Annotated in this window: 23 protein-coding genes and 1 other RNA gene; 13 read left to right on the forward strand and 11 right to left on the reverse strand. The window is 67.2% G+C overall.

Annotated elements, in window-relative coordinates; all coding sequences use genetic code 11:
- Positions 1–3: 3 nt before the first annotated feature.
- From ABE543_RS16685 to ABE543_RS16695, 3 genes are all read left to right on the forward strand, one after another.
- Positions 4–741, forward strand: a complete 738-nt coding sequence (locus tag ABE543_RS16685) for an SDR family oxidoreductase (RefSeq protein WP_111185462.1) — start codon at positions 4–6, stop codon at positions 739–741.
- Positions 735–2156 (forward strand): efflux transporter outer membrane subunit, encoded by a 1422-nt coding sequence (locus ABE543_RS16690; RefSeq protein ID WP_065174973.1) that lies wholly within the window; start codon positions 735–737, stop codon positions 2154–2156. The genes ABE543_RS16685 and ABE543_RS16690 overlap by 7 nt, the downstream gene beginning before the upstream one ends.
- 220 nt (positions 2157–2376) lie before the next feature.
- Complete coding sequence (locus ABE543_RS16695; RefSeq protein ID WP_053517461.1) at positions 2377–2640, forward strand: hypothetical protein; 264 nt, start codon at positions 2377–2379, stop codon at positions 2638–2640.
- Positions 2641–2658: 18 nt separating this feature from the next.
- Here the strand turns inward: ABE543_RS16695 and ABE543_RS16700 are convergent, their stop codons facing one another.
- The 6 genes from ABE543_RS16700 to ssrA all read right to left on the reverse strand — a co-directional run bounded on the left by ABE543_RS16700 (position 2659) and on the right by ssrA (position 9766).
- A complete protein-coding gene (locus ABE543_RS16700; RefSeq protein WP_322523305.1) occupies positions 2659–3513 on the reverse strand; it encodes an endonuclease/exonuclease/phosphatase family protein in 855 nt (284 codons plus the stop codon).
- A gap of 109 nt (positions 3514–3622) precedes the next feature.
- Positions 3623–4327, reverse strand: coding sequence for a PA1136 family autoinducer-binding transcriptional regulator (locus tag ABE543_RS16705; RefSeq protein WP_111185466.1), 705 nt, complete (start codon positions 4325–4327; stop codon positions 3623–3625).
- Between the two features lie 5 nt (positions 4328–4332).
- On the reverse strand, positions 4333–5205 hold the full coding sequence (gene hchA, locus ABE543_RS16710) for a glyoxalase III HchA (RefSeq protein WP_111185670.1): 873 nt from the start codon (positions 5203–5205) through the stop codon (positions 4333–4335).
- A 125-nt stretch (positions 5206–5330) separates the two neighbouring features.
- A complete protein-coding gene (locus ABE543_RS16715) occupies positions 5331–7340 on the reverse strand; it encodes an alpha/beta hydrolase (RefSeq protein WP_340044821.1) in 2010 nt (669 codons plus the stop codon).
- A gap of 285 nt (positions 7341–7625) precedes the next feature.
- The gene (locus tag ABE543_RS16720; protein WP_229765817.1) at positions 7626–9125 is read right to left on the reverse strand and encodes a S8 family serine peptidase; all 1500 of its coding nucleotides are present in this window, start codon (positions 9123–9125) and stop codon (positions 7626–7628) included.
- A gap of 287 nt (positions 9126–9412) precedes the next feature.
- Positions 9413–9766, reverse strand: a transfer-messenger RNA (tmRNA) gene (gene ssrA, locus ABE543_RS16725).
- 229 nt (positions 9767–9995) lie between these two features.
- Between ssrA and ABE543_RS16730 the strand changes: the two genes are divergently transcribed.
- Positions 9996–10568, forward strand: coding sequence for a hypothetical protein (locus ABE543_RS16730; protein ID WP_322523308.1), 573 nt, complete (start codon positions 9996–9998; stop codon positions 10566–10568).
- A 51-nt stretch (positions 10569–10619) separates the two neighbouring features.
- Here ABE543_RS16730 and smpB read toward each other — a convergent pair whose 3' ends face one another.
- Positions 10620–11123, reverse strand: a complete 504-nt coding sequence (gene smpB, locus ABE543_RS16735) for an SsrA-binding protein SmpB (protein WP_019661238.1) — start codon at positions 11121–11123, stop codon at positions 10620–10622.
- Positions 11124–11180: 57 nt separating this feature from the next.
- Here smpB and ABE543_RS16740 point away from each other — a divergent pair, with 57 nt between their 5' ends.
- Both ABE543_RS16740 and ABE543_RS16745 read left to right on the forward strand, forming a co-directional pair.
- Entirely contained in the window at positions 11181–11606 is a 426-nt protein-coding gene (locus ABE543_RS16740) for a type II toxin-antitoxin system RatA family toxin (RefSeq protein ID WP_053519703.1), read from the forward strand.
- A gap of 3 nt (positions 11607–11609) precedes the next feature.
- Positions 11610–11867 carry an RnfH family protein gene (locus ABE543_RS16745; protein WP_053519704.1) on the forward strand — a complete coding sequence of 86 codons (258 nt, stop codon included), beginning with the start codon at positions 11610–11612 and terminating at the stop codon, positions 11865–11867.
- Between the two features lie 36 nt (positions 11868–11903).
- Here the strand turns inward: ABE543_RS16745 and bamE are convergent, their stop codons facing one another.
- On the reverse strand, positions 11904–12296 hold the full coding sequence (gene bamE, locus ABE543_RS16750) for an outer membrane protein assembly factor BamE (RefSeq protein ID WP_053519705.1): 393 nt from the start codon (positions 12294–12296) through the stop codon (positions 11904–11906).
- Between the two features lie 103 nt (positions 12297–12399).
- Between bamE and fur the strand changes: the two genes are divergently transcribed.
- Positions 12400–12807 (forward strand): ferric iron uptake transcriptional regulator, encoded by a 408-nt coding sequence (fur, locus tag ABE543_RS16755; RefSeq protein ID WP_053519706.1) that lies wholly within the window; start codon positions 12400–12402, stop codon positions 12805–12807.
- Between the two features lie 55 nt (positions 12808–12862).
- Here the strand turns inward: fur and ABE543_RS16760 are convergent, their stop codons facing one another.
- Positions 12863–14116 carry an SGNH/GDSL hydrolase family protein gene (locus ABE543_RS16760; protein WP_262218389.1) on the reverse strand — a complete coding sequence of 418 codons (1254 nt, stop codon included), beginning with the start codon at positions 14114–14116 and terminating at the stop codon, positions 12863–12865.
- Between the two features lie 97 nt (positions 14117–14213).
- Here ABE543_RS16760 and ABE543_RS16765 point away from each other — a divergent pair, with 97 nt between their 5' ends.
- Positions 14214–15131, forward strand: coding sequence for a LysR family transcriptional regulator (locus ABE543_RS16765; protein ID WP_111185598.1), 918 nt, complete (start codon positions 14214–14216; stop codon positions 15129–15131).
- 43 nt (positions 15132–15174) lie between these two features.
- Here the strand turns inward: ABE543_RS16765 and recN are convergent, their stop codons facing one another.
- The gene (gene recN / locus ABE543_RS16770; RefSeq protein WP_346475923.1) at positions 15175–16836 is read right to left on the reverse strand and encodes a DNA repair protein RecN; all 1662 of its coding nucleotides are present in this window, start codon (positions 16834–16836) and stop codon (positions 15175–15177) included.
- A 114-nt stretch (positions 16837–16950) separates the two neighbouring features.
- Between recN and hrcA the strand changes: the two genes are divergently transcribed.
- The 4 genes from hrcA (at position 16951) to dnaJ (ending at position 22001) form a co-directional block, all read left to right on the forward strand.
- Positions 16951–18015, forward strand: a complete 1065-nt coding sequence (hrcA, locus tag ABE543_RS16775; protein ID WP_053519710.1) for a heat-inducible transcriptional repressor HrcA — start codon at positions 16951–16953, stop codon at positions 18013–18015.
- A gap of 63 nt (positions 18016–18078) precedes the next feature.
- The gene (gene grpE, locus ABE543_RS16780) at positions 18079–18594 is read left to right on the forward strand and encodes a nucleotide exchange factor GrpE (RefSeq protein ID WP_053519711.1); all 516 of its coding nucleotides are present in this window, start codon (positions 18079–18081) and stop codon (positions 18592–18594) included.
- A gap of 206 nt (positions 18595–18800) precedes the next feature.
- Complete coding sequence (gene dnaK / locus ABE543_RS16785) at positions 18801–20723, forward strand: molecular chaperone DnaK (protein ID WP_053519712.1); 1923 nt, start codon at positions 18801–18803, stop codon at positions 20721–20723.
- A 153-nt stretch (positions 20724–20876) separates the two neighbouring features.
- Positions 20877–22001, forward strand: a complete 1125-nt coding sequence (dnaJ, locus tag ABE543_RS16790; protein WP_053519713.1) for a molecular chaperone DnaJ — start codon at positions 20877–20879, stop codon at positions 21999–22001.
- A 145-nt stretch (positions 22002–22146) separates the two neighbouring features.
- Here the strand turns inward: dnaJ and ABE543_RS16795 are convergent, their stop codons facing one another.
- Positions 22147–22944: a helix-turn-helix transcriptional regulator gene (locus ABE543_RS16795; RefSeq protein ID WP_322523309.1), complete on the reverse strand. Its 798-nt coding sequence runs from the start codon at positions 22942–22944 to the stop codon at positions 22147–22149.
- Positions 22945–23016: 72 nt separating this feature from the next.
- Between ABE543_RS16795 and ABE543_RS16800 the strand changes: the two genes are divergently transcribed.
- Entirely contained in the window at positions 23017–24216 is a 1200-nt protein-coding gene (locus ABE543_RS16800; RefSeq protein ID WP_164152967.1) for an MFS transporter, read from the forward strand.
- The last annotated feature ends 176 nt before the right edge of the window (positions 24217–24392 follow it).

Consider the following 24392-nt stretch of genomic DNA (forward strand, 5'->3'; position numbering starts at 1 on the left):
TCCATGAACACCCATCAGAACAAGATCGCGCTGGTTACCGGCGCTACCCGTGGCATCGGTGCCGAGACCGTGCGTCAGCTGGCGAAGGAAGGCGTGCACACGCTGCTGGCCGGCCGCAAGCGTGAGACGGCGGTGGAGCAGGCACTGAAGCTGCAGGCGGAAGGCCTGCCGGTGGAAGCGCTGCAGCTGGACGTTACCGACGCTGCGAGCATCGCCGACGCGGTCGAGCAGGTGCGCCAGAGTCACGGTCGGCTGGACATCCTGGTCAACAACGCCGGCATCATGATCGAGAACCCGGCACAGGCACCGTCGGAGCAGTCGCTGGATACGTGGCGTCGCACCTTCGACACCAATGTATATGCACTGGTGGCGGTGACCCAGGCGTTCCTGCCGCTGCTGAAGCAGGCCAAGGCCGGGCGCATCGTCAACGTGTCCAGCATCCTCGGCTCGCAGACCCTGCACGCCGACCCGGGTTCGGGCATCTATGACTTCAAGATTCCGGCCTACAACGCCTCCAAGGCGGCGGTGAACAGCTGGACGCTGGCCCTGGCATACGAGCTCCGCAGCTCGCCGATCAAGGTGAACACCGTGCACCCGGGCTACGTCAAGACCGACATGAATGGTGGCCACGGCGAGATCGAGATCGCCGAAGGTGCGCGTTCCAGCGTGCAGATGGCGCTGATCGGCCCTGAAGGCCCGAGTGGCAGCTTCACCTATCTGGGCGAGGTGCTGCCATGGTGATCCGCACCCTGGCGGTGGCCGTTTCCAGCCTCGTGCTGGCCGGCTGTGTCACCGTCGGTCCCAATTACAAGGCGCCCCAGCAGGAGCCTGTCGTCCTGCAGGGCGCGGAGCAGCCGGTGTTCAGCACCACATCGCCCGTTGCCAGCTGGTGGGCGCAGTTCGATGACCCGGTGCTGGAAGAGCTGGTGCACGGCGCACTGTCGAGCAATCTCGACCTGCGCGTGGCCGTGGCGCGTGTCAGCCAGGCGCGGGCGGTGTTCGTCGAAAGCCGCTTCGACCAGGCACCGCACGTGACCGCAGGCGGCAGTTACGATCGCCGCAAGCAACCCGATCCGCAGCTGGGTGGGCAGCGGGTGTTCAGTGAAAGCTACCAGCTCGGCTTCGATGCGGGCTGGGAGCTGGATCTGTTCGGCCGCAAGCGCCGTGCTGCCGAAGCTGCACGCGCCGATCTGGGGGCCGAGCAGGCCAACCTGGCCGATGCGCAGGTACTGGTTGCCGCCGAAGTGGCACGCAACTACTTCGAGCTGCGCGGCACGCAGAAGCGCATCGCCGTGGCCCAGCACACACTGGTCAATCTGCGTGATACGCAGAAGCTGACCGAGGCGCGCTGGGAACTGGGTGCCGGCAGCGAGCTGGATGTGCAGAGCAGCCGTGCCCGGCTGAAGGCGATCGAGGCCGATATTCCCCTGCTGGAAGTGGCCGAGACGCAGTCCCGCAATCGCCTGGCGGTGCTGCTGGGCCAGCGCCCGGAAGTACTGGCCGACATGCTCGCGCCGCATGAGGTGCCGGCGTTCGCCAAGCCGTTGCCGCTGGGCGATACCCGCGAGCTGCTGCGCCAGCGTGCCGACGTGCGTGCGGCCGAGCGGCGGCTGGCAGCCGCCACGGCACGGGTGGGGGTGGCAACGGCCGATCTGTTCCCGCGGTTGTCGCTTTCCGGTTTCGTCGGCTTCCTCGGCGGCGACGCCAATGGCCTGGTCAACGGCAGCAACAAGGCCTGGTCGCTGACGCCGTCGTTGAGCTGGGCGGCCTTCGATTTCGGAACCGTGCGCGCACGTCTGCGTGCCAGCAAGGCCGAGGCCGAGGGCGTTGCCGCGCAGTACGAGCAGACGGTGCTGCTGGCACTGGAAGACACCGAGAACGCGCTGACACGCTACTCCAAGCAGCAGGCAAGGCTGGCGATCGTGGTGGAGCAGGCGCAGGCCGCACGACGAGCCGAGTCGCTGGCGCAGATCCGCTATCGCGAGGGCTCGGAAGACTTCCTGACCCTGCTCGACGCGCAGCGCACCCAGCTGGCCGCCGATGATGCACTGGCGGCCGCCGAGGCGGAGGTCAACGTCAGCGTAGTCGGCGTATACAAGGCGCTGGGTGGTTGGGGCCAGTCCCCGCAGGCGCCGAGCGTGGCACAGGTGAATTGACCGGACGGGGACGGAGGCAGTGGCCTCCGTCCCCGTTTCCGGTCAGGGCCACCGATGGGCGGGCGCCTGCCGCCCTGCCATGCCGTCCTCCACACTTTGCGAACTCAGGCAGGGCAGCGCGGCGTGAGCCGTGGACACCGTCACATTCATGACGCTTCTGACTCTCCCGGAAGCGCCTTCTGCCGTGTAACAAGTGGGGCGGGCCATCAGAGGACAGGCGATGACGGACGGCAAGCGGGATACCCAACGAATGTTGTTCGGCGATCCGGGACCACCCGGTGCAGGACTGTCCGTCGCGGTGGTCGTTCTGCTGGTGCTGGCGATGCTGGCCGCGGCCATCGGCTTCGTGCGGCTGCCGGACTCCATGTTGGGCCTGGGCCTGATCGGCGTGGCCGTGCTGCTGGCCATCGGCGCTCGCATCTGCCAGGCGCGCGATCAGCACCAGGCGCTGTATCGCCTGTTGGCGCGGCAGCCGCCGCGGTGAACGCGGCGGCAACCCGACTCAGGGCCGGGGCCAGTCCAGCTCGACCACCAGCGGGAAGTGATCCGAGGGCAGCACGCCGTCGATGCGACGGTCATCGGTCAGGAAGCTGCGCGCACGGAAGCCTCTCACCAGTACCCAGTCCAGCTGCGTGGTGGCCTTGCCGGTGAAATCATGGAAGGTCAGGCGCGGCCCCTGGGGAGACGCCACCTGGGTGCGTGCGTCCTGCAGAACGCGGGTGAGCGTCGCGTAGGTTCCGCCCCCGGGTTCACTGTTGAAGTCGCCCGTCAGCACCACCGGCAGATCCGGCGGCAGCGTCGCCACCCGCCTGCCGATCAGCTCGGCTCCCTTGACCCGGCGCGGTTCGTCTTCGTCGCGATAGGGCAGGTGGGTGTCCATGAAGTAGAAGCGGCGGCCATCGTCAAGGCGACGGAACAGGGCCCAGGTCACCATGCGCGGGTACAGGTTGCCCCAGGTGATGCTGCCGGCGATCTCCGGTGTATCGGACAGCCAGAAGTTGCCGGATTCCTCCACGGCCAGCACCCGCGTGTCGTAGAACACGCCCATGTGCTCATCGCCGCTGCCACCGCGCCGTCCTTCACCGAACCACGCGTAGCCGGGCAGGTGGCCGGCGAGATAGTCGGCCTGTTCCTGTACCAGCTCCTGGGTGCCGATGACGGCCGGGCGGGCATCCAGGATGACCTTGACCATCGCATCGCGGCGATCCGGCCAGCGCTTGCCTGGCGCGGTGTCGGCCGGGGTGCGGACATTGAAGGACATCACCTTCAGCGGCGCAGGGGCCGCCGCCCAGGCGATGGCGGGAAGAGCGAAGGCCAGCAGCGCACACAGCGCAGGGCGACGGAAACGCGACAGCATCGTGGAATCCCTCCATTCCATGTAAACGATTCCATGAAGGATGGCACGGATTGGCAGGGGAGGGTATGCCGGGATGGGTCATTGGCGTGGCGGCTGCACGGGGGCCCGCTCAGTCTTCGATCTCGCCGCGTCGCGCGGCCGCGCGCACGGCCTGCGCCGTCGTCGCAACGCCCAGGCGCTGGCGCGCGCGGCGCAGGTGGTTCTCCACGGTGCGCGCGGACAACCCCAGCGTGGCGGCGATCTCCGCCTGGCGCCGGCCGGCTGCGACCCAACGCAGAACCTCGCGTTCCCGCGTGCTCAGTTCGCCCAGGGGGCGTTCAGCCGGTGCTTCGGCCAGCCGGCGGGCGGCGCGGAATGCTGCTGTGCCGGCAGACTCCAGCAGCAGCCGGGCAGGCGCGGAAGCGTCGATGATCGTTCCGGCGAAACTGATCGCCCCTTCCAGCCCCGTGGTTCCGAACACGGGTACCTGCAGGCCATGCAGGCCGTCGCCGCGGGGCTGCCTGACCACCTGGTAGCGGGCCCCCCTTGCGCCGTCGCGCTTGCTCCAGAAGAACGGGGCATCGCTGTCGAGCACGTGGCGGTTGACCGGGCAGGCATGCAGGTAGCGGGCAAGATCGGTCTCACGCCCTTCGCCCAGCCAGTCGCCCTCGATCCAGTACACGCGGTGTGCGCCGCGTTCGAGCCCGGTGCCGGCCGCAAACACCAGCACGCGATCGTAGCCGAGGGGCGCGGCGATCGAGCGAAGCAGCGCGCCGATCTCGGCGATCGAACGCGCCTGCTCCAGTTCCAGCAGCATCGGCACCAGCGCGGCCACGGTGTTCAGCGACCTGCCAGCGCGTCCAGCAGGGTGCGTGCGGCCAACTGGCCGAGTGCATTGCCGGCCAACGGACTATCGCCTGTCAGCAGCAGGCGATCCTGCAGCACGCTGCCGTCAATACCCTCGTTGACGATCTGCACGCCCTGCTGCGCGAGCTTTTCACCGAAGAACCACGGCAGTTGCCCGGGCATGTAGCCGATGTCCGGCGTCTGCCGGTCCATCGCATCGGGGAAGGCGCAGATGCGGTAGCCACGGAACAGCGAATCACCGCACGCTTCATCGATCCCGGCAGCCAACAGCGCTGCAGGGCCGTGGCAGAGCGTGATGATGTAGCGCTGCTGTGCCATCGCCCAGTGCAGCGCCTTGCTGACCGCGCGGCTCTCCGGCAGACCGATCAGTGCACCATGCCCGCCCGGAATGAAGATGGCTGCATAGTCCGACGCCGCGTCCAGCGAGGCCACGATGTCGTCCAGCACCTTCGGCTGGCGGAACCGCGCCTGGTAACGTTCGTACAGACCGCCGATGTCGCGGTCCTCGCCGGGGAAGGCCCACCATTCGAACTTCACGGCGTTGCCGGACAGGGTTGCCACATCGAAGTCGAAGCCGGCCTTGTCCAGGTGATACATCGGCAGCAGCGTTTCGACCGGGTGATTGCCGGTGGAGAACAGGTGGCCGTTGGCGGTCGGCAGGTAGCGCTCATCGGCGCCGATCATCAGTATCTTCCAGCGGCCATCCCGGCGTGCGTCGGCATAGTCCGCGCCGGACAGATTGCTGGTGGGTGACGTGAACTGCGAGAGCGACCAGGGCGAGGGAAAGAAGGCATCGCGCTCGGCCGGATCGGGACGGGGTTGGCGGCTGAGGTCCTGGGTGTTCATGTGGCTGGCCTGCTGTCGGGGAGGTGCGGCCAGCATAGGAGGCACTGTGCGTACGTGCGATGAGGGATTTCCCGCAACGGCTGAACCGCCGTCCCGGCTGGTGGCGGAACGGCGATCAGCCTGCGCTACTCATCGCGCCGGTCGTGTGCCTGCATGTCTTCATGCAGGATGCGCCTGAGCTCGACGATGGCGGGCGTGGCTTCCTGCACGCTGTGACCGGACACGATCACCTTCTCCGATTCGGCGCCCGGCAGGTGCGAACTCCAGTACGGCACCAGTCCGTCGCTGGTCTGCTCCAGCGGTCCATCGGCTTTGGCGCGCGCGATGATGGAGTGGTAGCGCACGCTCGGAGACATCGGCAGATCGGCGACGGCCTTGACGAAGGGGTCATCCTTGTCGAGATTCTGGATGCTGTTCATCTGGTAGCCGTGCTTGCCGTCGTCGCGGTCGACGTGGCCGTCGTTGGCGATCGTCGCCACGTCCTCCAGCACGGTCAGTGGCAGCCGTACCAGACGGCCGATCCAGCGCCCGAGGCGGGTACCGGCGACGTCGGTGCCGCGATGCGGCGTGGCAATGAATACCACCCGTGAGATCTCCGGTTCCGGCTTGAACGTGAGCACCGGCGCGCCGCGGGTGCGCAGCAGCTCGCGCTGTGCCGGCGTCATCTGCGCGGTTGCCAGCAGGGTCTCGACCAGATGGTCGCCGGACGAAGACACCATCAGCCGCGAGATCACTCCGCCCATGCTGTGCCCGACCAGCACCATGTCATGCGAGGCCGCCGCCTTTCCAGTGGGATCGAAGTGCTGCAGCACGTCGGCCAGCATGTGGCGGATCGCATCGTGGCTCATCGCGATGGGCATATTGGTCGGGTAGTAGAACTGCCACACCTGGAAGTCCCGGCGGATCTCATCGTCGCGCATCAGCTCGTTGGCGACGTTGACCCATGCCTCCGGGCTGCTTGCCAGGCCGTGGATCATCAACAGCACGCGGCGCTTCGGGTCGTAGGGCTGCATCATGTACAGATGCGGCGTATCGATGCCGCCCTTGCTGCCGAACAGCGAGCGCAGCGATTGCCGGCTGAAGTTGGAGCGTGCGAGCCACAGCGCGTAGCCTGCCGTGAAGTTGGCCGCCAGTGGCACCTGCTGGCCATGCAGGGTGACTTCCGAAACCTGGTAGGGATCGTGGATCTCCACCTCCGGCTCGTCGTCGTGCAGCACTTCCCACAGGTTGTCGCCGGAGAACCGCAGCAGCACCGACATCGAAGGTGATGGCATTTCGCTCCAGCTGCGCTGTACCGGCGCAGCTGCGCTGGCCTCGGCAGCAGGCGTGTCCACGTCGCTGCCGGGATCATCCATCACCGCCACCAGCTCGGCGCCGAAGCCATCCCGGCGATGCACGCTGCGCAGGGTACCGGTGAACGAGAGCGCTGCGGCGGGAACCAGCTCCCTCGGCGTACGCTCGTCCAATGGCGAGCCGTCGTCCGATGGCGCCAGCACAAAGGTCCATCGTCCCAGCTGGAAGCGGCTGGTGTCGCTGTGCACCCGGCCAGTGGCGTAGGCCTCGAACAGCTGCACGGAGGCTTCCTGCACGGCCAGGTTGTAGTAGTCCCGCACCTGCGTCTGGCGATCCTCGAAACCCCGCTGGTTGGCGGTGCGCTCGGTGAAGAACAGATAGGCGTAGGCCTGCCTCGCAACCTGCATCCACGCATCCAGACGCGGCTGGAAGCCGGCGTCCAGTTCGGTGACCACGGCCTTGGCGCGGCCTTCGGCGGAGTACTCGCGCTTGGGGGCGGGCAGAGTCAATGCGTACTGCAGCCAGAGTTCGGCCAGGGCCGAGCGCTTGTCTTCCTCGCGCACGACGATGCTGGCCTCCATTGCATCGATGCAGGGCGGACCGGGCCTGGCGCAGACACCCTCGTCCAGACCGGCCACGCGCAGGGTTTCCAGGGTGGCCGAGCTGAGCTTGCCGGTGGTGAGGATGTCACCGCGCTTGAGCGCGATGTACTGGCCGGGGGTAACCGAGGCGACCTGCACCGAGGGCCCGAACTGGCGCAGGGTGGCGCAGCCGCTCAGCGCCAGCAGCAGGGTGAAGACGAGAGCCGTGCGGCCGACGATGCCCATTCCCGTGGTTGCCATACGATCCTCCTGCGCGGTCGCGCCACTCTAGCGGGAGGCATGTCAAGGCGGAAGCGGCGTGCGCCGGTTCCTTCAGCGGCCGGTCGTCAATCGTCCAGATCGCTGTTGCGGATTGCCAGGACCACCGCAGCAGTACATGCCAGGACACCGAGCAGGAAGCCGATGGCTATGCCGTCGAACCAGTTCATGGGTTTCGTGCCGGGAATGTGGGAGATGGTGGCCTGTGGATCTGACCGGCGGGCAACGCATGGCGCAGCGGCCGTGGCGGGCCGCTGCGCCCGGGCCTCAGTTGCTGGCCTCCCTGACAGCTTCTGCGGCGTCGATGATGCCCGGACCGCAACCCCCCGGGCAGTTGGCCGCCGCGATCGGATGGGCGGTGCGGCGCAGGATGTCCTTGACCTGGCTGGTGGTCTTCGGCACCGGTGCCACCGCCTGCATCAGCGCGACGACGCCGGCCACGTGCGGTGCCGCCATCGAGGTGCCGGACATGAAGTCAAAGGCATTGTTGCCCACCGTGGACAGAACGCCCTGCGCCGGATGCTGGCGGGTCGGTGCGCAGTTGGTCGAGTTCGGCGGTGTGGCCAGGGGCAGGAACTCGCCCACCGAGGCGCGGCACGACCACGTCTCGCCACCGGGCGCGGTGATATGGATGCCTGCACCGTAGTTGGAGTAGAACGCGCGGCGCCCGCCCTGGTCGTTCGCGGCTACCGCGATCACGCCGTTGCAGTTCGCCGGTGCGAACTCGGACACATCGAGGTTGCTGTTGCCCGCCGCGACCACCACGAGGGTGCCGGTGGCCGTGATGTCGTCGATCGCATCCTGCTCGGCCGGCGAGCAGGGCCGACGGCCGCCCAGGCTGAGATTGATGACCTCGGCCGGGTTGGCATTGGCGGGAACACCCGGCACGGCGATGCCAGCGCTCCAGAGCATGCCGTCGATGATGTCATCCGAGCCGCCATTGCCCTGGTTGCCCAGCACGCGTACCGGTACGACCTTCGCGTTGTAGGCCACGCCTGCCACGCCGATCTGGTTGTTGGTTACCGCCGCGACGGTTCCCGCAACGTGGGTGCCGTGCGCGATGCCCGAGGCATCGAAGGCATCCGCATCGCGGCCATCGCCATCGTCGGAACCGCCACAACCGGGATTCAGCCCGCCCAGGATGCACTGCAGATTGCTGAACGGCCGGGTGGAGGAAATCATGTCGTAGCCCGGCAGCAGGTTCGGCTGCAGGTCGTTGTTGTCGAGATAGCCCGAATCGATCACCGCCACCACGACCCCTTGGCCGGTGGAGCGATCCCATGCCGCCGGCACGCGTGCGCCACTGACGGGATTGCTGTAGTGCCACTGTTCGGCGTAACGCGGATCGTTGGGCGTGGCGAACGCACTCATCATGAAGTTCGGCTGCACGTATTCGACGTCCGGGTCGTCGGCGATGCGCTGCATCAGGATCTCGGCCTCCGGACGATCCAGTGCCTTGTCTGTCCTGATCACATCGGCGCCGCCACCCATGCGGCGCTGATGCGCCACCGCCGCAGCCTGCGCCGCACCCACCGAGCGCTTGCTGCGCTGCTGCGCGCCCAAGCGCTGTTTCAGCGCATCCTGGGCGGTGTCGGCAGAGACGCGTTTGCGGCTGCCATCGCGGTACTTGACGATGAAACTGCTGTACTGCTGGTTGTTGTCCATGCCCCGTGTCCACACCCGTTCGGTGGATTGGGCGAAGGCAGGGGCACTGGCCAGGACCAGGGTGATGGCACTGGCAAGGGAAACCCGAAGCGACGTACGCATGAATACAGTTCCTTTGTGAAAGGTGCGATGAGCCGGTCGTGCCCTGGGGGCTCGACTCGAGATGAAGGGGGTATGTCCGCGCGGTCTCCTTTCTGATGGCGACCTTGAACGAACGGCTTCGCAGACCGTTCTCCCCCAGTGCGGGGGTAGGAAATTTCTGAACTGATTTACCGATGTCGAGATCGACACGCGCGGCGAGCGGTGTATACCGCAAGCAATAAAAAAGCCCGGAGATCCCCTTCTGGCGGGAATGTCCGGGCTTCTCCGGTCCTTGAAGGACCGCTCGTTGGTGGAGGTGGGCGGAATTGAACCGCCGTCCGAAGGCACTCCATCCCCAGCACTACATGCTTAGCTCGCCGTTGAATCTCGTCCCCGAACAGCACGGCGTGCAAAGCGCATCCGGGAACCAGCCTGTTGTGTTCTAGTGCCGGACTGACAGGCAGCCGTCCAGCGCGATTCCATGATAGTGACTCTACACCGCGAGCATGGACACAAGCGGTTTCGAGGCTTAGGCCTTAAGCGGCCAGAGCGTAGTTGTCGTCGTTGGCAACTAGAGTTTTGCAGCTGGATTTACGAGGAAAGCTACCCCCTCGGCATGCGCCAGGCGACTTCACAACCCCCGTCGAAACCAATGCACCCCCGGTTTCTACAGTGCTGCAAGGTACAGGGCCGATTCCGTGTCACCACGGGCAGGGCCTGCCCAACGGTTGTCATGCTACGGCAAAACAGCTGAACAGTCACCTCGCGCGGCCGGTCAATCCGCAACATGTTGTACTGCCTGTGTCATAGCGGATTGCTAACGTCTCCGGCACGGATTTGCGACACACTGGTCGTGACCATCCAGGGCAGGACAGAAACGGGAGACTGTGGGTGACCGACGCGATGCAACAGCGCAGCCTGCGCCAGCTGGTGGGCCCGGTCGGGGCCGACTATCAGCGACGGGCGTTGCCTCCCGGTTGGGTCTGGGCGCTGCTGGCGGTGCTGCTGGCGGCGACCTGGCTGACCGAACTGCCGGCCACCGCAGCGGTGGCGCTGGTCGCCAGCGCAGTGGTGGTGCATTGGCCGCAGCGTGGGCGCACCCATTGGCTGGGCTGGCGGCTGCCGGCGCTGGCGGTACTGGCGGCGTTGCTGTGGGGGCCGGACGTGCTGGCGCAGTGGTTCGAGCACGGCCTGGCGCTGACCTTGATGACATTGGCCAGCCTCAGCATCGGCGTTCACGTGTGGCAGTCGCGGCAGCTGGCGCGCCAGCTGCAGGGTGCAGCCGATGCCCTCGACGATACGCAGCTGCTGGCCCTGCTGCCGGCCGATGCAGCCCAGCTCGCCCAGCAGTGGCGGGCGGGCGATGATCGCCACGCGCCGGAACTGGCGGTGGTGATGCACCTGGCCGTGATGCACGCGGCCCTGGCGCCGCGCGCGCGCGGGCAGGGCACGCTGGCGGGTTGATGGCCCGGGCCGCCGGGCATCGCCCGGCGCCACAAGGCGGCGGGGCCTGCCTCAGGCGTCGCGGTTGCCGCGCCGCATCACCCGCTGCTTCTCGATCGCCCAGTCGCGATCCTTGGCCGCATCGCGCTTGTCGTGGTTCTGCTTGCCCTTGGCCAGCGCGATCTCCAGCTTGATCTTGTTCTTGCTCCAGTACATCGCGGTCGGCACGATCGTATAGCCATCACGCTCGACCTTGCCGATCAGCTTGTCGATCTCGTTCCGGTGCAGCAGCAGCTTGCGCTCGCGCCGATCCTCGGCCACCACGTGGGTGGAGGCCTGGATCAACGGAGTGATCTGTGCGCCGATCAGGTAGATCTCGCCACGCTTCACGTAAGCGTAGGCGTCGATGATGTTGCCGCGCCCCGCCCGGATCGACTTGACCTCCCAGCCCTGCAGGGCGAGCCCGGCCTCGAAGCGCTCTTCGATGTGGTACTCGTGGCGGGCACGCTTGTTCAGCGCGATGGTTTTGTTGGCCGTCGCGCTCTTTGCTTTATCCTTGCCGCTGTTCTTGCTCATTTCCGTATTGTCTCCGATTCGGGCCCGCCCGGTCGATTGCCGAAACGTCCCGTATACATGCCTACTATCCGCCGCAGCGCCCTGGTCGAACATTCGGCCGCGCGCATGTTCGACCTGGTCAACGACGTCCAGGCTTATCCGCGCCGCTTCCGCTGGTGCTCCGATGCCCGCATCCTGGAGCAGGGCGAGGACCGGCTGGTGGCGCGTCTGGACCTGGGCCTGGGTTCGTTCAGTACCTGGTTCCAGACCGAGAACACCCTGCAGCGCCCGCACAGCATCGACATGCAGCTGCGCGACGGTCCCTTCAAGCAGCTTCATGGCCGTTGGGAATTCCACGCGCTGGCCGAAGACGCCTGCAAGGTGACGCTGACCCTGGAATTCGAACCCAGCTCACGGCTGCTGGGCCCGGCGCTGGCGATCGGCTTCCAGGGTCTGGCCGATCGCATGGTCAACGATTTCGTCCGGGTTGCCGACGAGGACTGAGCGATGATCGAGGTCGAGGTGGTGCTTGCCTGGCCGCAGCGGGTGCTGTCACGCCGGTTGCAGCTGGAAGAGGGCGCCACGGTTGCCGATGCGATCGCCGCTGCCGCTCTTGAGGGCAGTGCCGGCTGCCCGGCTGCCGCCGTGCATGGTGTGCTGGCCCGCCCGCAGCAGGCACTGCTGGATGGGGACCGGGTCGAACTGCTGCGCCCACTGCAGGCCGATCCCAAGGACAACCGCCGGCGTCGCGCGCTCGGCGGTTGAGGGCCAGGGCCCGTCCGTCGGAACGGGCTGGCGGCCTCAGCGGCCCTTCTTCTTCTTGTCCTTCGGCAGGTTGCGGCCGAACTGGCGGACTGTCTGCTGGGCCAGCGCCTTGTCGTTGGCCGGGAAATAGTCACCCTCCCAGCGCGTCACGGCGTCGTTCTCGAAATACACGGTGAAGTTCTTCACTTCCGTGCGGCCGAGACGGTCGACCCGCTGGCTGGAGGTGTAGTCCCAGCGCTGGGCATGGAACGGGTCCGGCACGGAGGGCGTGCCCAGCAGCGCGTTCACCTGCTGCTTGCTTTGCCCGACCTGCAGCTTGGCCACGGCATCTTCCCGGATCAGGTTGCCCTGATAGATGGGTTGCTTGTAGATGATGCCGCACCCGGTGGTGGACAGGGCGACGGCGGCGACCAACAGGAGATTGCGCATCGGGACTGGCGGTTGGGGAAATCGAACCGATGATACACTCCCGGCGTGCCACCGCGACCCAATCCGAGGCAGCTGGCGCTAAATCGCCAATGAACGGAGACCTATGGAAACCCACGACCTGCGTAAAGTCGGCCTGAAGGTAACCCATCCACGGATGCGGATCCTGGCGCTGCTCGAGCAGCGCACTGCCCAGCACCACATGACCGCCGAAGACATCTACCGCCAGCTGCTGGAGCATGGTGACGAGATCGGCCTGGCCACGGTGTACCGGGTACTGACCCAGTTCGAGGCTGCCGGCCTCGTGCTCAAGCACAATTTCGAAGGCGGCCAGGCCGTCTATGAACTGGACCGCGGCGGCCATCACGATCACATGGTCGATGTGGACAGCGGCAAGATCATCGAGTTCGAAAGTACCGAGATCGAGGAACTGCAGCGCAAGATCGCGGCCGATCACGGCTATGAACTGGAAGAACACTCGCTGGTGCTGTACGTGCGCAAGAAGCGCAGATAGGCACCCCCTGCGTGCCGGTTGCGACGAGACCCCGGGCTGGCCCCGGGGTTTTTCGTCAGCGCGGCGGAGTGACCGCCGGGTGCGATGGCGGCATCAGCATCCGCAGATCCACGGCCTCGGCCATGGCCCGGTTGCCGGCATCGCCCGGATGCAGATGGTCGCCTGAATCGTAGGCGGCGGCCATCCGTGAGGGATCGGCGGGGTCGCGCAGCACTGCATCCAGGTCGATCACCGCATCGAATGGGCTGTCCTGCCGCAGCCAGGCATTGAGCTGCTGGCGCAGTGCGTCCTTGTCCGGCTGGTAGTAGTCGTCCAGCGGGGTGCCGGGCAGGGCACCGGCGAACGGCGGCAGGGTTGCGCCGACAATGCGCAGTCCATGGCGATGGGCCTGTCCGGCCAGGCTGCGATAGCCGGCCTGCAGTTCGGCGAGCCCGGGCCGGTCCTGGCCGCGCGCGAACGCTGTGCCCGGCCAGCTGATGTCGTTGATGCCGATCAGCACGATCACACTGGCGACACCGGGCTGGTCGAGGACATCGCGCGGGAAGCGGGCCAGGGCGGATTCCCCCATGCCGTCGCGCAGCAGGCGTCCGCCGGAGATGCCGGCGTTGACCACTGCGATTCCCTGCGGTGCCAGCCGTGCGGCGAGATGGTCGGTCCAGCGCTGGTCCTGGTCGAGGCTGGCCGTTGCGCCATCGGTGATCGAATCGCCGATCACCACCACGCTGCGCGCGCGGGCTGCGGTTTCGACGTAGATGCCGGACAGCAGCAGGCGGGCCGTGGTGCTGCGGGCCCCGTCCAGGTCCGCAGCCAGGCTCTGGTCACCCGGCGCGATCCAACTGGTCTGCCGGCCCTCCCAGTGGAACGTCCGCAGCGGCGTGGGCTGTGGCAGATGGATGCTGACCTGCAGCGACTGCAGGTTGCGCGTGGGCAGTGGCAGCGCGTCGCTGAGCCGGTCCTGGCCAGGCGCGATCAGCACGCCGGGCTGGCCATCGAAGGTCAGCGCCTGCGGCACCTCGCCCGGATGTGCCGCCAGGGTGGCCCGGCCCACCCGCAGTGGCTGTGTCCCGTAGGCGTTGCTCAAGCGGACACGCAGGCGCGAGCCGCCCAGGCTGATGCGGACGGTCTGGCGGAAGGTCTGGTCGGCCAGCTCTGCGGGGATCAGCGTCGGAAACAGGAAGTCTGCCTGCCAAACCGGTTGTGGACTGGCTTGCCAGCTGGCCACCCAGTGCCGGGGAGGGGCGGCCGTGGCGCTGGCTGCTGCGGACAGGGTGAGCAGGGCAGCGGTGGTCAACGTGCTCAGGCGGTTCATCGGAAGCGTCCGTCGGAAGGAGGGGCCATGGTGTCCCTGCCGCTTTCTGTGAACTAGACTGCGCCTGGATAATCATCTGTGAACTGGATTCATCACCATGGCGCGACCCGACATCAATCGCTCCGGCGAGCTGGAAGTGTTCGTGAGGGTGATCGAAACCGGCGGATTCTCCGCGGCGGCCCGCAGCCTGGACATGACGCCCTCGGCGGTCAGCAAGCTGGTGGCGCGGCTGGAGCAGCGGCTGGGCACGCGCCTGCTGCAGCGATCCACCCGCCAGCTGCAGCTGACCCCGGAGGGCTGCGCCTTCTACGAGCGCGGGCTTCGCGTGCTTGCTGACCTGGAAGAGGCCGAGCGCTGTGCGAGCGCGCATGCCGAACCGCGCGGGCGGCTGCGGGTGAATGCCAACGTGCCCTTCGGCCAGCATTTCCTGCTGCCATTGCTGCCCATGTTCCTGCAGCAGCACCCGCAGGTGGGGGTGGACCTGACCCTGACCGATGAAGTGATCGATCTGCTCGAGCAGCGCACCGATGTGGCCGTGCGGGCCGGTCCGCTGAAGAGTTCCAGCCTGGTGGCACGACGGTTGGGGGCGACGCGGATGATGATCGTGGCCTCACCCGGCTATGCGCAGCGACACGGTCTGCCTGGCAACGTCGACGACCTGCAGACGCACAACCGGCTGGACATCGGCCATGCGCGGGCGATGCAGGGGTGGCCGCTGCTGCAGGGCGGCCAGGTGCTGCGCGTGCCCACCAGCGGCAATGCGCGCGCCAGCAACGGCGATGCCCTGCGGCAGCTGGTGCTGGGAGGGCTCGGGCTGGCCCGGCTGGCCGCGTTCCAAGTCAGGGACGACATAGCGGCCGGGCGGCTGCTGCCGGTGCTGGAAGAGGCCAATCCCGGCGATCTGGAAGAGGTGCACGCGGTATTCCTGGGGCAGGGTGGCTATCTGCCGCTGCGGGTGCGTGCGTTCCTGGATTTCCTGGTGGAAACGGTGGATCTGGCGCGGCCGCTGGGGTGAACCTACGGTGGGACGGACCGGGCGTCGCTCGACGCCGCCGGCGTCAGACCTGCAGCAGCTTGCGGGCGGCCGCGCGCGCTTCCTTGCTCACTTCGACGCCACCGAGCATGCGTGCCAGTTCTTCCTCGCGTGCCTTGAGGTCCAGCTTCTCCACCGCACTCTGGGTCATGCCTTCCACCGGTGCCTTGCTGACCCGGTAGTGGGCATGGCCCTTGGACGCGACCTGCGGCAGGTGGGTCACGCACAGCACCTGGCGCTTCTCGCCAAGGGCGCGCAGTTTCTGGCCGACGATGTCGGCCACCGCGCCACCAATGCCCGAGTCGACTTCGTCGAACACCATGGTCGGCACGGCGTCCAGGTCGAGCGCGGCCACTTCGATTGCCAGCGAGATGCGCGACAGTTCGCCACCCGAGGCCACCTTGCGCAGGGCGCGTGGTGGTTGACCGGCATTGGCCGCGACCAGGAACTCCACGCGTTCGGCGCCCTGCGGGTCGGGCTTGCCGCCGTCCTGGGGTTCCAGCTCGATCAGGAACTGGCCACCGCCCATGCCCAGCTCGGCGATGATGCCGGTGGTGGTGGTCGACAGCGCGGCCGCCGCACTGCGCCGGCTTGTGGTCAGTGCTTCGGCCTGCACCCGCCAGGCGGCCGCGGCCTTGTCGATCTCGCCGGCCAGGCGCTGCAGCCGTTCGTCGGCGCCGCGCAGCTGCTCCACTTCGGCATGCATGCGCTCGCGCTGCGCGCCCAGTTCGTCCATCGGCACGCGATGCTTGCGCGCAAGGTCGTGCAGGCGGCCGAGACGGCGCTCGTTCTCCTCGAACTGCTCGGGGTCGGCATCCAGGTCGTCGTGCACGCGGTCGAGCAGGGACAGGGCTTCGTGCAGCTGGATCGACGCGTTTTCGATCAGGCTGTCCACCTCGCCCAGGCGCGGGTCGTGTTCGATCAGCCGGGCCAGTTCGTGCCGCACCTGCTGCAGCTGATCCAGCGCCGAGCTGCCCTCGTCGCCGTTGAGCTGGTTGCTGGCGGCCTGGCAGGCGGTCAGCAGCGCGCTGGCATGGGCCTGGCGCCGATGGCTGGCGCCCAGCGCGAGGATCGATTCGGGCTCCAGATCCTCACGGTCCAGTTCGCGCAGCTGATGCTCGAGGAAACCGATACGGTCACTGACGTCGCCCTGCTGCGACAGCGCCAGGGATTCATCGACCAGTGCCTGCCAGGCGGCTGCGGCGCGGCGGACCTGACGGCGCACTTCCTCGTTGCCGGCATAGGCATCGAGCAGGGCCAGCTGGGAAGGACGCGCCAGCAGGGCCTGCTGTTCATGCTGGCCGTGGATTTCCACCAGCAGCGCGGCCAGTTCGCCCAGCTGGGCGAGGGTGACCGGGCGGCCGTTGATCCAGGCCCGCGAACCGCCGTCGGCGCGGATCACGCGGCGCAGCTGGCACTGGTCCTCATCGTCCAGCTCGTTGTCGGCCAGCCACTGGCGTGCGGCCTGCAGATGCTCCAGCGCGAACTCGGCCGACAGCTCGGCACGGGCGGCACCGTGGCGGACCACGCCACTGTCGGCGCGCAGGCCGGACAGGAAGCCCAGCGCGTCGACCATCAGCGACTTGCCGGCGCCGGTCTCGCCTGAAACCACGGTCATGCCAGGCCCGAATTCAAGTTCGGTAGCGCGGACGACGGCGAAATCCTTGATCGATAGGTGTCTGAGCATGGGTCTGGGGGTATCTGAGCCGCGCAACGCTAGCACGCGCACGCGGGCGGTCCAATGGCTTGCCAAGGTGATCCGGCGCCATTATCTAGTCTCCGTGTCTCACAGGTTGATTCCATGCACGGTTCCGCCGACCAACTCGCCCCGCGCGCGCGCCATCTGCTGCGCACGCTGATCGCGCGCCACATCCAGGATGGTGAGCCCGTGGGCTCGCAGACGCTGGCGCGCGTGGCCGGGCTGGAAGTCAGCCCGGCCACCATCCGCAACATCCTCGGCGACCTGGAGGACCTGGGCCTGCTGGCGTCGCCGCATACCTCCGCCGGGCGGATCCCGACCGCGCATGGCTACCGGGTGTTTGTCGACAGCCTGCTGCAGATGCAGCCGCCGGGCGAGGGCGAGCTGGCCCGCTTGCGCCAGGAACTGGCCGGTGGCGGCAGCACCCAGGCCCTGCTCGGCAGTGCCTCCGAGCTGCTGTCGGCGATGAGCCACTTCGTCGGCGTGGTCAGCGCGCCGCGGCGCGAGCAGTTCGCCTTCCGCCAGATCGATTTCGTGGCGCTGGACGGCCGCCGGGTGCTGGCGATCCTGGTGTTCGCCGACAACGAGGTCCAGAACCGGGTGATCGAAACCCGCCAGGACTTCGCCCCGGGCCAGCTGGAGCAGGTCGCCAATTACCTCAACGCCCATTTCGCCGGGCTGCCGCTGGCGGAGATCCGGGCGCGCCTGCTGCTGGAGCTGCGCGATGCCCGCTCCGAGCTGGAGCAGCTGCTGGCGCACAGCATCGAACTGGCCGAGCAGGCCCTGCAGCCCGCGGCCGACGACATGCTGGTGGCGGGCCAGACGCGCCTGATGGGGGTCCAGGACCTGTCCGACCTGGAGCGCCTGCGTGAACTGTTCGAGCTGTTTTCCAGCAAGCGCGAGATCCTGCAGCTGCTGGAGCGGACCATCCAGGCCCCGGGCGTGCGCATCTTCATCGGCGAAGAGACCGGGATGATGCCGCTGCAGGGCGTTTCGCTGGTGACCGCCCCGTATGCGGCCAACGGGCAGGTGCTGGGCGTGCTGGGGGTGATCGGGCCGAAGCGGATGGCCTACGACCGCATGATCCCGCTGGTACAGGCCACCGCCGACGTGCTGGGGGCGGCCTTTTCACCGACCGGGCGCGGATCCGGTGCCGCGGACGCTTGAAACGCAGCATCCCGCCCACACTAGGGTGGGTGGAGGCGGGGAGTGACCGCCAGGGACCCAGACATGAACCACGAACATCCAGATTTCGAATCCCAGCAGAGCGCCGCCGACGCGGCCGCCGCAGCAGGCGTCAATGACGAAGTGGAGCGCCTGCGCGCGGAAGTCGAGCAGGTCAGGGCCGATGCGCTGCGTGAGCGCGCCGACCTGGAGAACCAGCGCAAGCGCGTGGCCCGCGACATCGAGCAGGCCCGCAAGTTCGCCAACGAGAAGCTGCTGGGCGAACTGCTGCCCGTGTTCGACAGCCTGGATGCCGGCCTGAAGGCCGCCGGCGACGACCCGCACCCGCTGCGCGAGGGCCTGGAGCTGACCTACAAGCAGCTGCTGAAGGTCGCCGCCGACAACGGCCTGGTCCTGATTGACCCTACCGGCCAGCCGTTCAACCCGGAGCACCACCAGGCGATCAGCCAGGTGCCGGCCCCGGACGCCGCCCCGGGCAGCGTGGTGACCGTGTTCCAGAAGGGCTATCTGCTCAACGAGCGCCTGCTGCGGCCGGCGCTGGTGGTGGTGGCCGCCGACTGAGCGGTCGATCCGGGAGCGGCCGCCGGGCATGGCCCGGTGCTACCCCCGGATCGTCATCGCCGGGCCATGCCCGGCGAACCTTGAACGGCTGAACACAGCGTTCGGGAGATGGCTTGAATGTTCCACGAGCCTCCCCCACATCCCATTCATCCACCGGCCGAGCGGCCGGACTGACATCCACACAGCATTTCTCAGGAGTCTCCCCCATGGGCAAGATCATTGGTATCGACCTCGGCACCACCAACTCGTGCGTGGCGATCATGGACGGCGGCAAGGCCCGCGTCATCGAGAATTCGGAAGGCGATCGCACCACCCCGTCGATCGTCGCCTACACCAAGGACGGCGAAGTCCTGGTCGGTGCCTCGGCCAAGCGCCAGGCGGTGACCAACCCGAAGAACACCTTCTACGCGGTGAAGCGCCTGATCGGCCGCAAGTTCACCGACGCCGAGGTGCAGAAGGACATCGCCCACGTCCCGTACAGCATCCTCGCCCATGACAATGGTGATGCGTGGGTGGCCACCAGCGACGCCAAGAAGATGGCGCCGCAGGAAATCTCGGCCAAGGTACTGGAGAAGATGAAGAAGACCGCCGAGGACTTCCTCGGTGAGAAGGTCACCGAAGCGGTCATCACCGTGCCGGCCTACTTCAACGACAGCCAGCGCCAGGCCACCAAGGATGCTGGCCGGATCGCGGGCCTGGACGTCAAGCGCATCATCAACGAGCCGACCGCGGCCGCGCTGGCCTATGGCCTGGACAAGGGCGACAACAAGGATCGCAAGATCGTTGTGTACGACCTGGGCGGCGGTACCTTCGACGTCTCGGTGATCGAGATCGCCAACGTCGACGGCGAGAAGCAGTTCGAAGTGCTGGCCACCAACGGCGACACCTTCCTGGGCGGCGAAGACTTCGACAACCGCGTCATCGAGTACCTGGTGGAAGAGTTCAACAAGGACCAGGGCATCGACCTGCGCAAGGATCCGCTGGCTCTGCAGCGCCTGAAGGACGCTGCCGAGCGTGCCAAGATCGAGCTGTCCAGCGCCCAGCAGACCGAAGTGAACCTGCCGTACGTCACCGCTGACGCGTCGGGTCCGAAGCACCTGAACATCAAGCTGACCCGCGCCAAGCTGGAAGCGCTGGTGGAAGACCTGATCAAGAAGTCGATCGAGCCGTGCCGCGTCGCCCTGAACGATGCCGGCCTGCGTTCGAGCGACATCAGCGAAGTGATCCTGGTCGGCGGCCAGACCCGCATGCCGAAGGTGCAGCAGGCGGTGACCGAGTTCTTCGGCAAGGAGCCGCGCAAGGACGTCAACCCGGACGAAGCCGTGGCACTGGGTGCGGCGATCCAGGGTGGCGTGCTGGGCGGCGACGTCAAGGACGTGCTGCTGCTGGACGTGACCCCGCTGTCGCTGGGCATCGAAACCATGGGCGGCGTGTTCACCAAGATCATCGAGAAGAACACCACCATCCCGACCAAGGCCTCGCAGGTGTTCTCCACCGCCGAGGACAACCAGTCGGCTGTGACCGTGCACGTGCTGCAGGGTGAGCGCGAACAGGCCCGCTTCAACAAGTCGCTGGCCAAGTTCGACCTGTCCGGCATCGAGCCGGCGCCGCGTGGCCTGCCGCAGGTGGAAGTGTCCTTCGACATCGACGCCAACGGCATCCTGCATGTGTCGGCCAAGGACAAGAAGACCAACAAGGAACAGAAGGTCGAGATCAAGGCCGGCTCGGGCCTGTCCGAGGAAGAGATCGCGCGCATGGTCGCCGACGCGGAAGCCAACCGCGAAGAAGACAAGAAGTTCCAGGAGCTGGTGCAGGCCCGCAACCAGGCCGATGCCCTGATCCACGGCACCCGCAGCGCCATCACCGAGCACGGCAGCAAGGTCGGCGGCGATGTCATCGGCAAGGTTGAAGCGGCTCTGGCCGATCTTGAAACCGCGATGAAGGGCGACGACAAGGCACAGATCGAAGCCAAGTCGAAGGTGCTGGAGGAAGCCGGCCAGTCGCTGTTCGCCGCAGCGTCGGCAGAGCAGGGCGGTGCCCCGGGCGCCGATGCCGGCAATGCGGGCAAGGGCAACGACGACGTGGTGGACGCCGAGTTCACCGAAGTCAAGGACGACAAGAAGTCCTGATCCGGACCGACGCGGGACGCTGCCTGGCAGCGTCCCGTTGTCGCATCAGGGTCCTGACCGCCTCCGGCGCGTCGGGGCGCCCGACGCAAGAGCGGACCTGGTTCCGCTCTTCCGCTTTGACGAATCCCGACATTCCGGAAGCCGATTCACGATATGAGCAAGCGCGATTACTACGAAGTGCTGGGCGTGGCCCGCACCGCCAACGAAGAAGAGCTGAAGAAGGCTTACCGCCGCTGCGCGATGAAGTTCCATCCGGACCGAAATCCGGGTGATGCGGCTGCCGAAGCCTCCTTCAAGGAGTGCAAGGAAGCCTACGAGGTCCTGTCCGACGGCAACAAGCGCCGGATGTATGACAGCCACGGCCATGCCGCGTTCGAGCACGGCATGGGCGGGGGCGGTCCGGGTGGTCCGGACATGAACGATATCTTCGGCGACATCTTCGGCAACATCTTCGGTGGTGCCGGCGGCGGTCCGCGCCAGGCACGCCGCGGTGCCGACATCGGTTACGTGATGGAGCTGGACCTGGAAGAAGCGGTGCGTGGCGTCGAGCGCCGCATCGAGATCCCGACCCTGGCCGAATGCGGCGATTGCGATGGCAGCGGCTCGGAAGATGGCAAGGTGGAGACCTGCAACGTCTGCCACGGCCGCGGCCAGGTGCGCATCCAGCGCGGCATCTTCGCCATGCAGCAGGCCTGCCACAACTGCGGCGGCCGCGGCCAGATCATTGCCAAGCCCTGCAAGACCTGCCACGGCAATGGCCGTGTCGAGGAAGACAAGGTGCTGTCGGTGAAGGTGCCGGCGGGCGTCGACACCGGCGATCGCATCCGCCTGGCTGGCGAGGGCGAAGCGGGGCCGGCCGGCACGCCGCCGGGCGATCTGTACGTGGAAGTGCGCGTGCGCGAGCACCCCATCTTCCAGCGCGATGGCGACGATCTGCATTGTGAAGTGCCGATCCGCATCTCGCAGGCGGCGCTCGGCGATACCGTGCGCGTGGCGACGCTGGGTGGCGAAGCGGAGATCCGCATTCCGGCAGAGACCCAGACCGGCAAACTGTTCCGCCTGCGCGGCAAGGGCGTGCGTTCGGTGCGTAGCCGCAGCGAGGGCGATCTGTATTGCCGCGTGGTGGTCGAGACGCCGGTCAACCTGACCAACGACCAGCGCAGGCTGCTGGAGCAGTTCGAGGCCACCTTCGTCGGTGAGGAAGCGCGCAAGCACTCGCCGAAGTCCGCCACCTTCATGGACGGCGTGAAGGGCTTCTGGGACCGGATGACGTCCTGAATTTTCAACGCAAGCGTTGAACGGTAGCGCCGGGCCATGCCCGGCGTTGTCGTGTATGGGAATGCATTGCGCGCCGCCGGGCATCGGTCCGTGACCTTATGAATCCGGTAGCGCCGGGCCATGCCCGGCGTTTCTGTGCATAGGGTCAGCGGAAGAACGCCGCCGGGGTCTGCCCCAGCTGGCGCTTGAACATGCTGGTGAACGCGCTGGGGCTGTCGTAGCCCATCGCCAGTGCGACATCGATGACCTTCTCGCCGGTCGCCAGCCGTTCCATTGCCGCCAGCAGCCGCGCCTGCTGCCGCCACTGGCCGAAGGTCATGCCCAGTTCGTTGGCGAAGTGGCGCTGGATGGTTTTCACATCCACTTCCAGTGACTGCGCCCAGTCCTGCAGCGTGGCGTCATCGCCGGGGTGCTTCTGCAGGTGCTGGCAGATCCGCTGCAGGCGCGGATTGGTAGGCGCGGGCAGGTGCAGCGGCAATACGTCCATGCGATGCAGCTCGTCCAGCAGAAGGCGCACCAGGCGGCCATCGCGGCTGTCTTCGATGTGCTCGCCCTTGATCAGGGTGGCTGCCTGCAGCAGTTCGCGCAGCAGCGGCGCCACCTGTACCGCGAACGGTTCGGCCGGCAGTTGCGGGGCGAATGATGGGTCGATGTACAGGCTGCGCATGTGCACGGCGGCAATGCAGTCCACCGCGTGCACCATGCCGGCCGGCATCCAGATCGCACGGGTGGAGGGCACGACCCAGCGACCGACTTCCGAGCGCACCACCATCAGCCCGGAGACAGCATAGACCAGCTGGTGGCGCTGGTGCTTGTGGCCTGCGATATGGGTGCCGGCCGGATACTGGGTAACCCGGTAGGTGACCGGGCGATGCAGCGGCACATCGCGCCACGGCGCAGCCGGATCGACGTCACCGCCAATGTCCTTTTTGCGATAGGCCATGACCCGAACGCGGCAGAAGGGAGGGGAAGGCAACCGTAGCATGCGGAACCGCCCCCAAATCTGACTGCGTCCATGTCGACTCTGGCTTCCCCTGCAACGACCTCCCGCCCGGTGGCGCCCGGTGTATTGGCTGCCATTTCCACCTCGCATGTCGTCAACGACATGATGCAGTCGCTGATCCTGGCGATCTATCCGGTCATCAAGGGCGGCTTCAATCTCAGTTTCACCCAGATCGGCCTGATCACGCTGACCTACCAGCTCACCGCGTCGATCTTCCAACCGCTGGTGGGGATGCATACCGACCGCCATCCAGCGCCGTACTCGTTGCCGATCGGCATGGCCTCGACGCTGTGCGGGATGCTGCTGCTCGGCTTCGCGCCGAACTATGCGATGGTCCTGATGGCCGCCGCGCTGGTCGGCATCGGATCGGCGATCTTCCACCCGGAAGCGTCGCGCATCGCACGGCTGGCGTCTGGCGGGCGCCATGGCTTCGCACAGTCGGTGTTCCAGGTCGGCGGCAACTTCGGTACCGCGCTGGGGCCGCTGATTGCCGCCGCCGTGATCGTGCCGTACGGCCAGCATGCGGCCTCATGGTTTGCCGGTGCTGCGCTGGTCGGCATCGCCCTGCTGACCTATGTGAGCCGCTGGTATGCGCTGCACCTGGGCGCACCCCGCCCGGCCGGCGTGGCGGCGGTGGCGTCGCGGCATCCTCCGCGCACCGTGGCCAAGGTGCTGGCGATCCTGCTGGTGCTGATCTTCAGCAAGTACTTCTACATGGCCAGCATCGGCAGCTACTTCACCTTCTACCTGATCCACCATTTCGGCATTCCGGTGGCGCAGGCGCAGCTGCACCTGTTCGCGTTCCTGGTGGCTTCGGCGGCGGGTGGCTTCCTGGGCGGTCCGCTGGGCGATCGCATCGGCCGCAAGCCGATCATCTGGACCTCGATCCTGGGTGTGGCGCCGTTCGCACTGGCGTTGCCGCATGCGGATCTGCTGTGGACCACGGTGCTGGCGGTGCTGATCGGTTTCGTGTTGTCGTCTGCCTTCTCTGCCATCGTGGTCTATGCGCAGGAGATGATGCCGCACCGGATCGGCATGGTGTCGGGCCTGTTCTTCGGTTTTGCGTTCGGCATGGGCGGCCTGGGCGCGGCGGTGCTGGGCCTGCTGGCGGACAGGACCAGCATCGAATACGTCTATCACCTGACGGCGTTCCTGCCGCTGCTCGGCATCGTGGCGGCATGGCTGCCGCCGTCGCGGCCTGCTGCTCACTGAGGGAGGGTGGGTTTGCAGGGCTTGCAGCCCTGCACCTGCAGAGGCAACGGCAACAACCGAAGCGCGCTATCCGTGGATTGGCGGGGGGGGGGGGGGGGGGGGGGGGGGGGGGGGGGGTGGGGGGGGGGGGGGGGGGGGAGGGGGGGTGTCGGGGGGGGGGCGCGCCGCCCCCCGCG

This window comes from Stenotrophomonas sp. TWI169 (genome assembly GCF_039674705.1).
In the GTDB taxonomy this organism is placed as follows: Bacteria; Pseudomonadota; Gammaproteobacteria; order Xanthomonadales; family Xanthomonadaceae; genus Stenotrophomonas; species Stenotrophomonas maltophilia_P.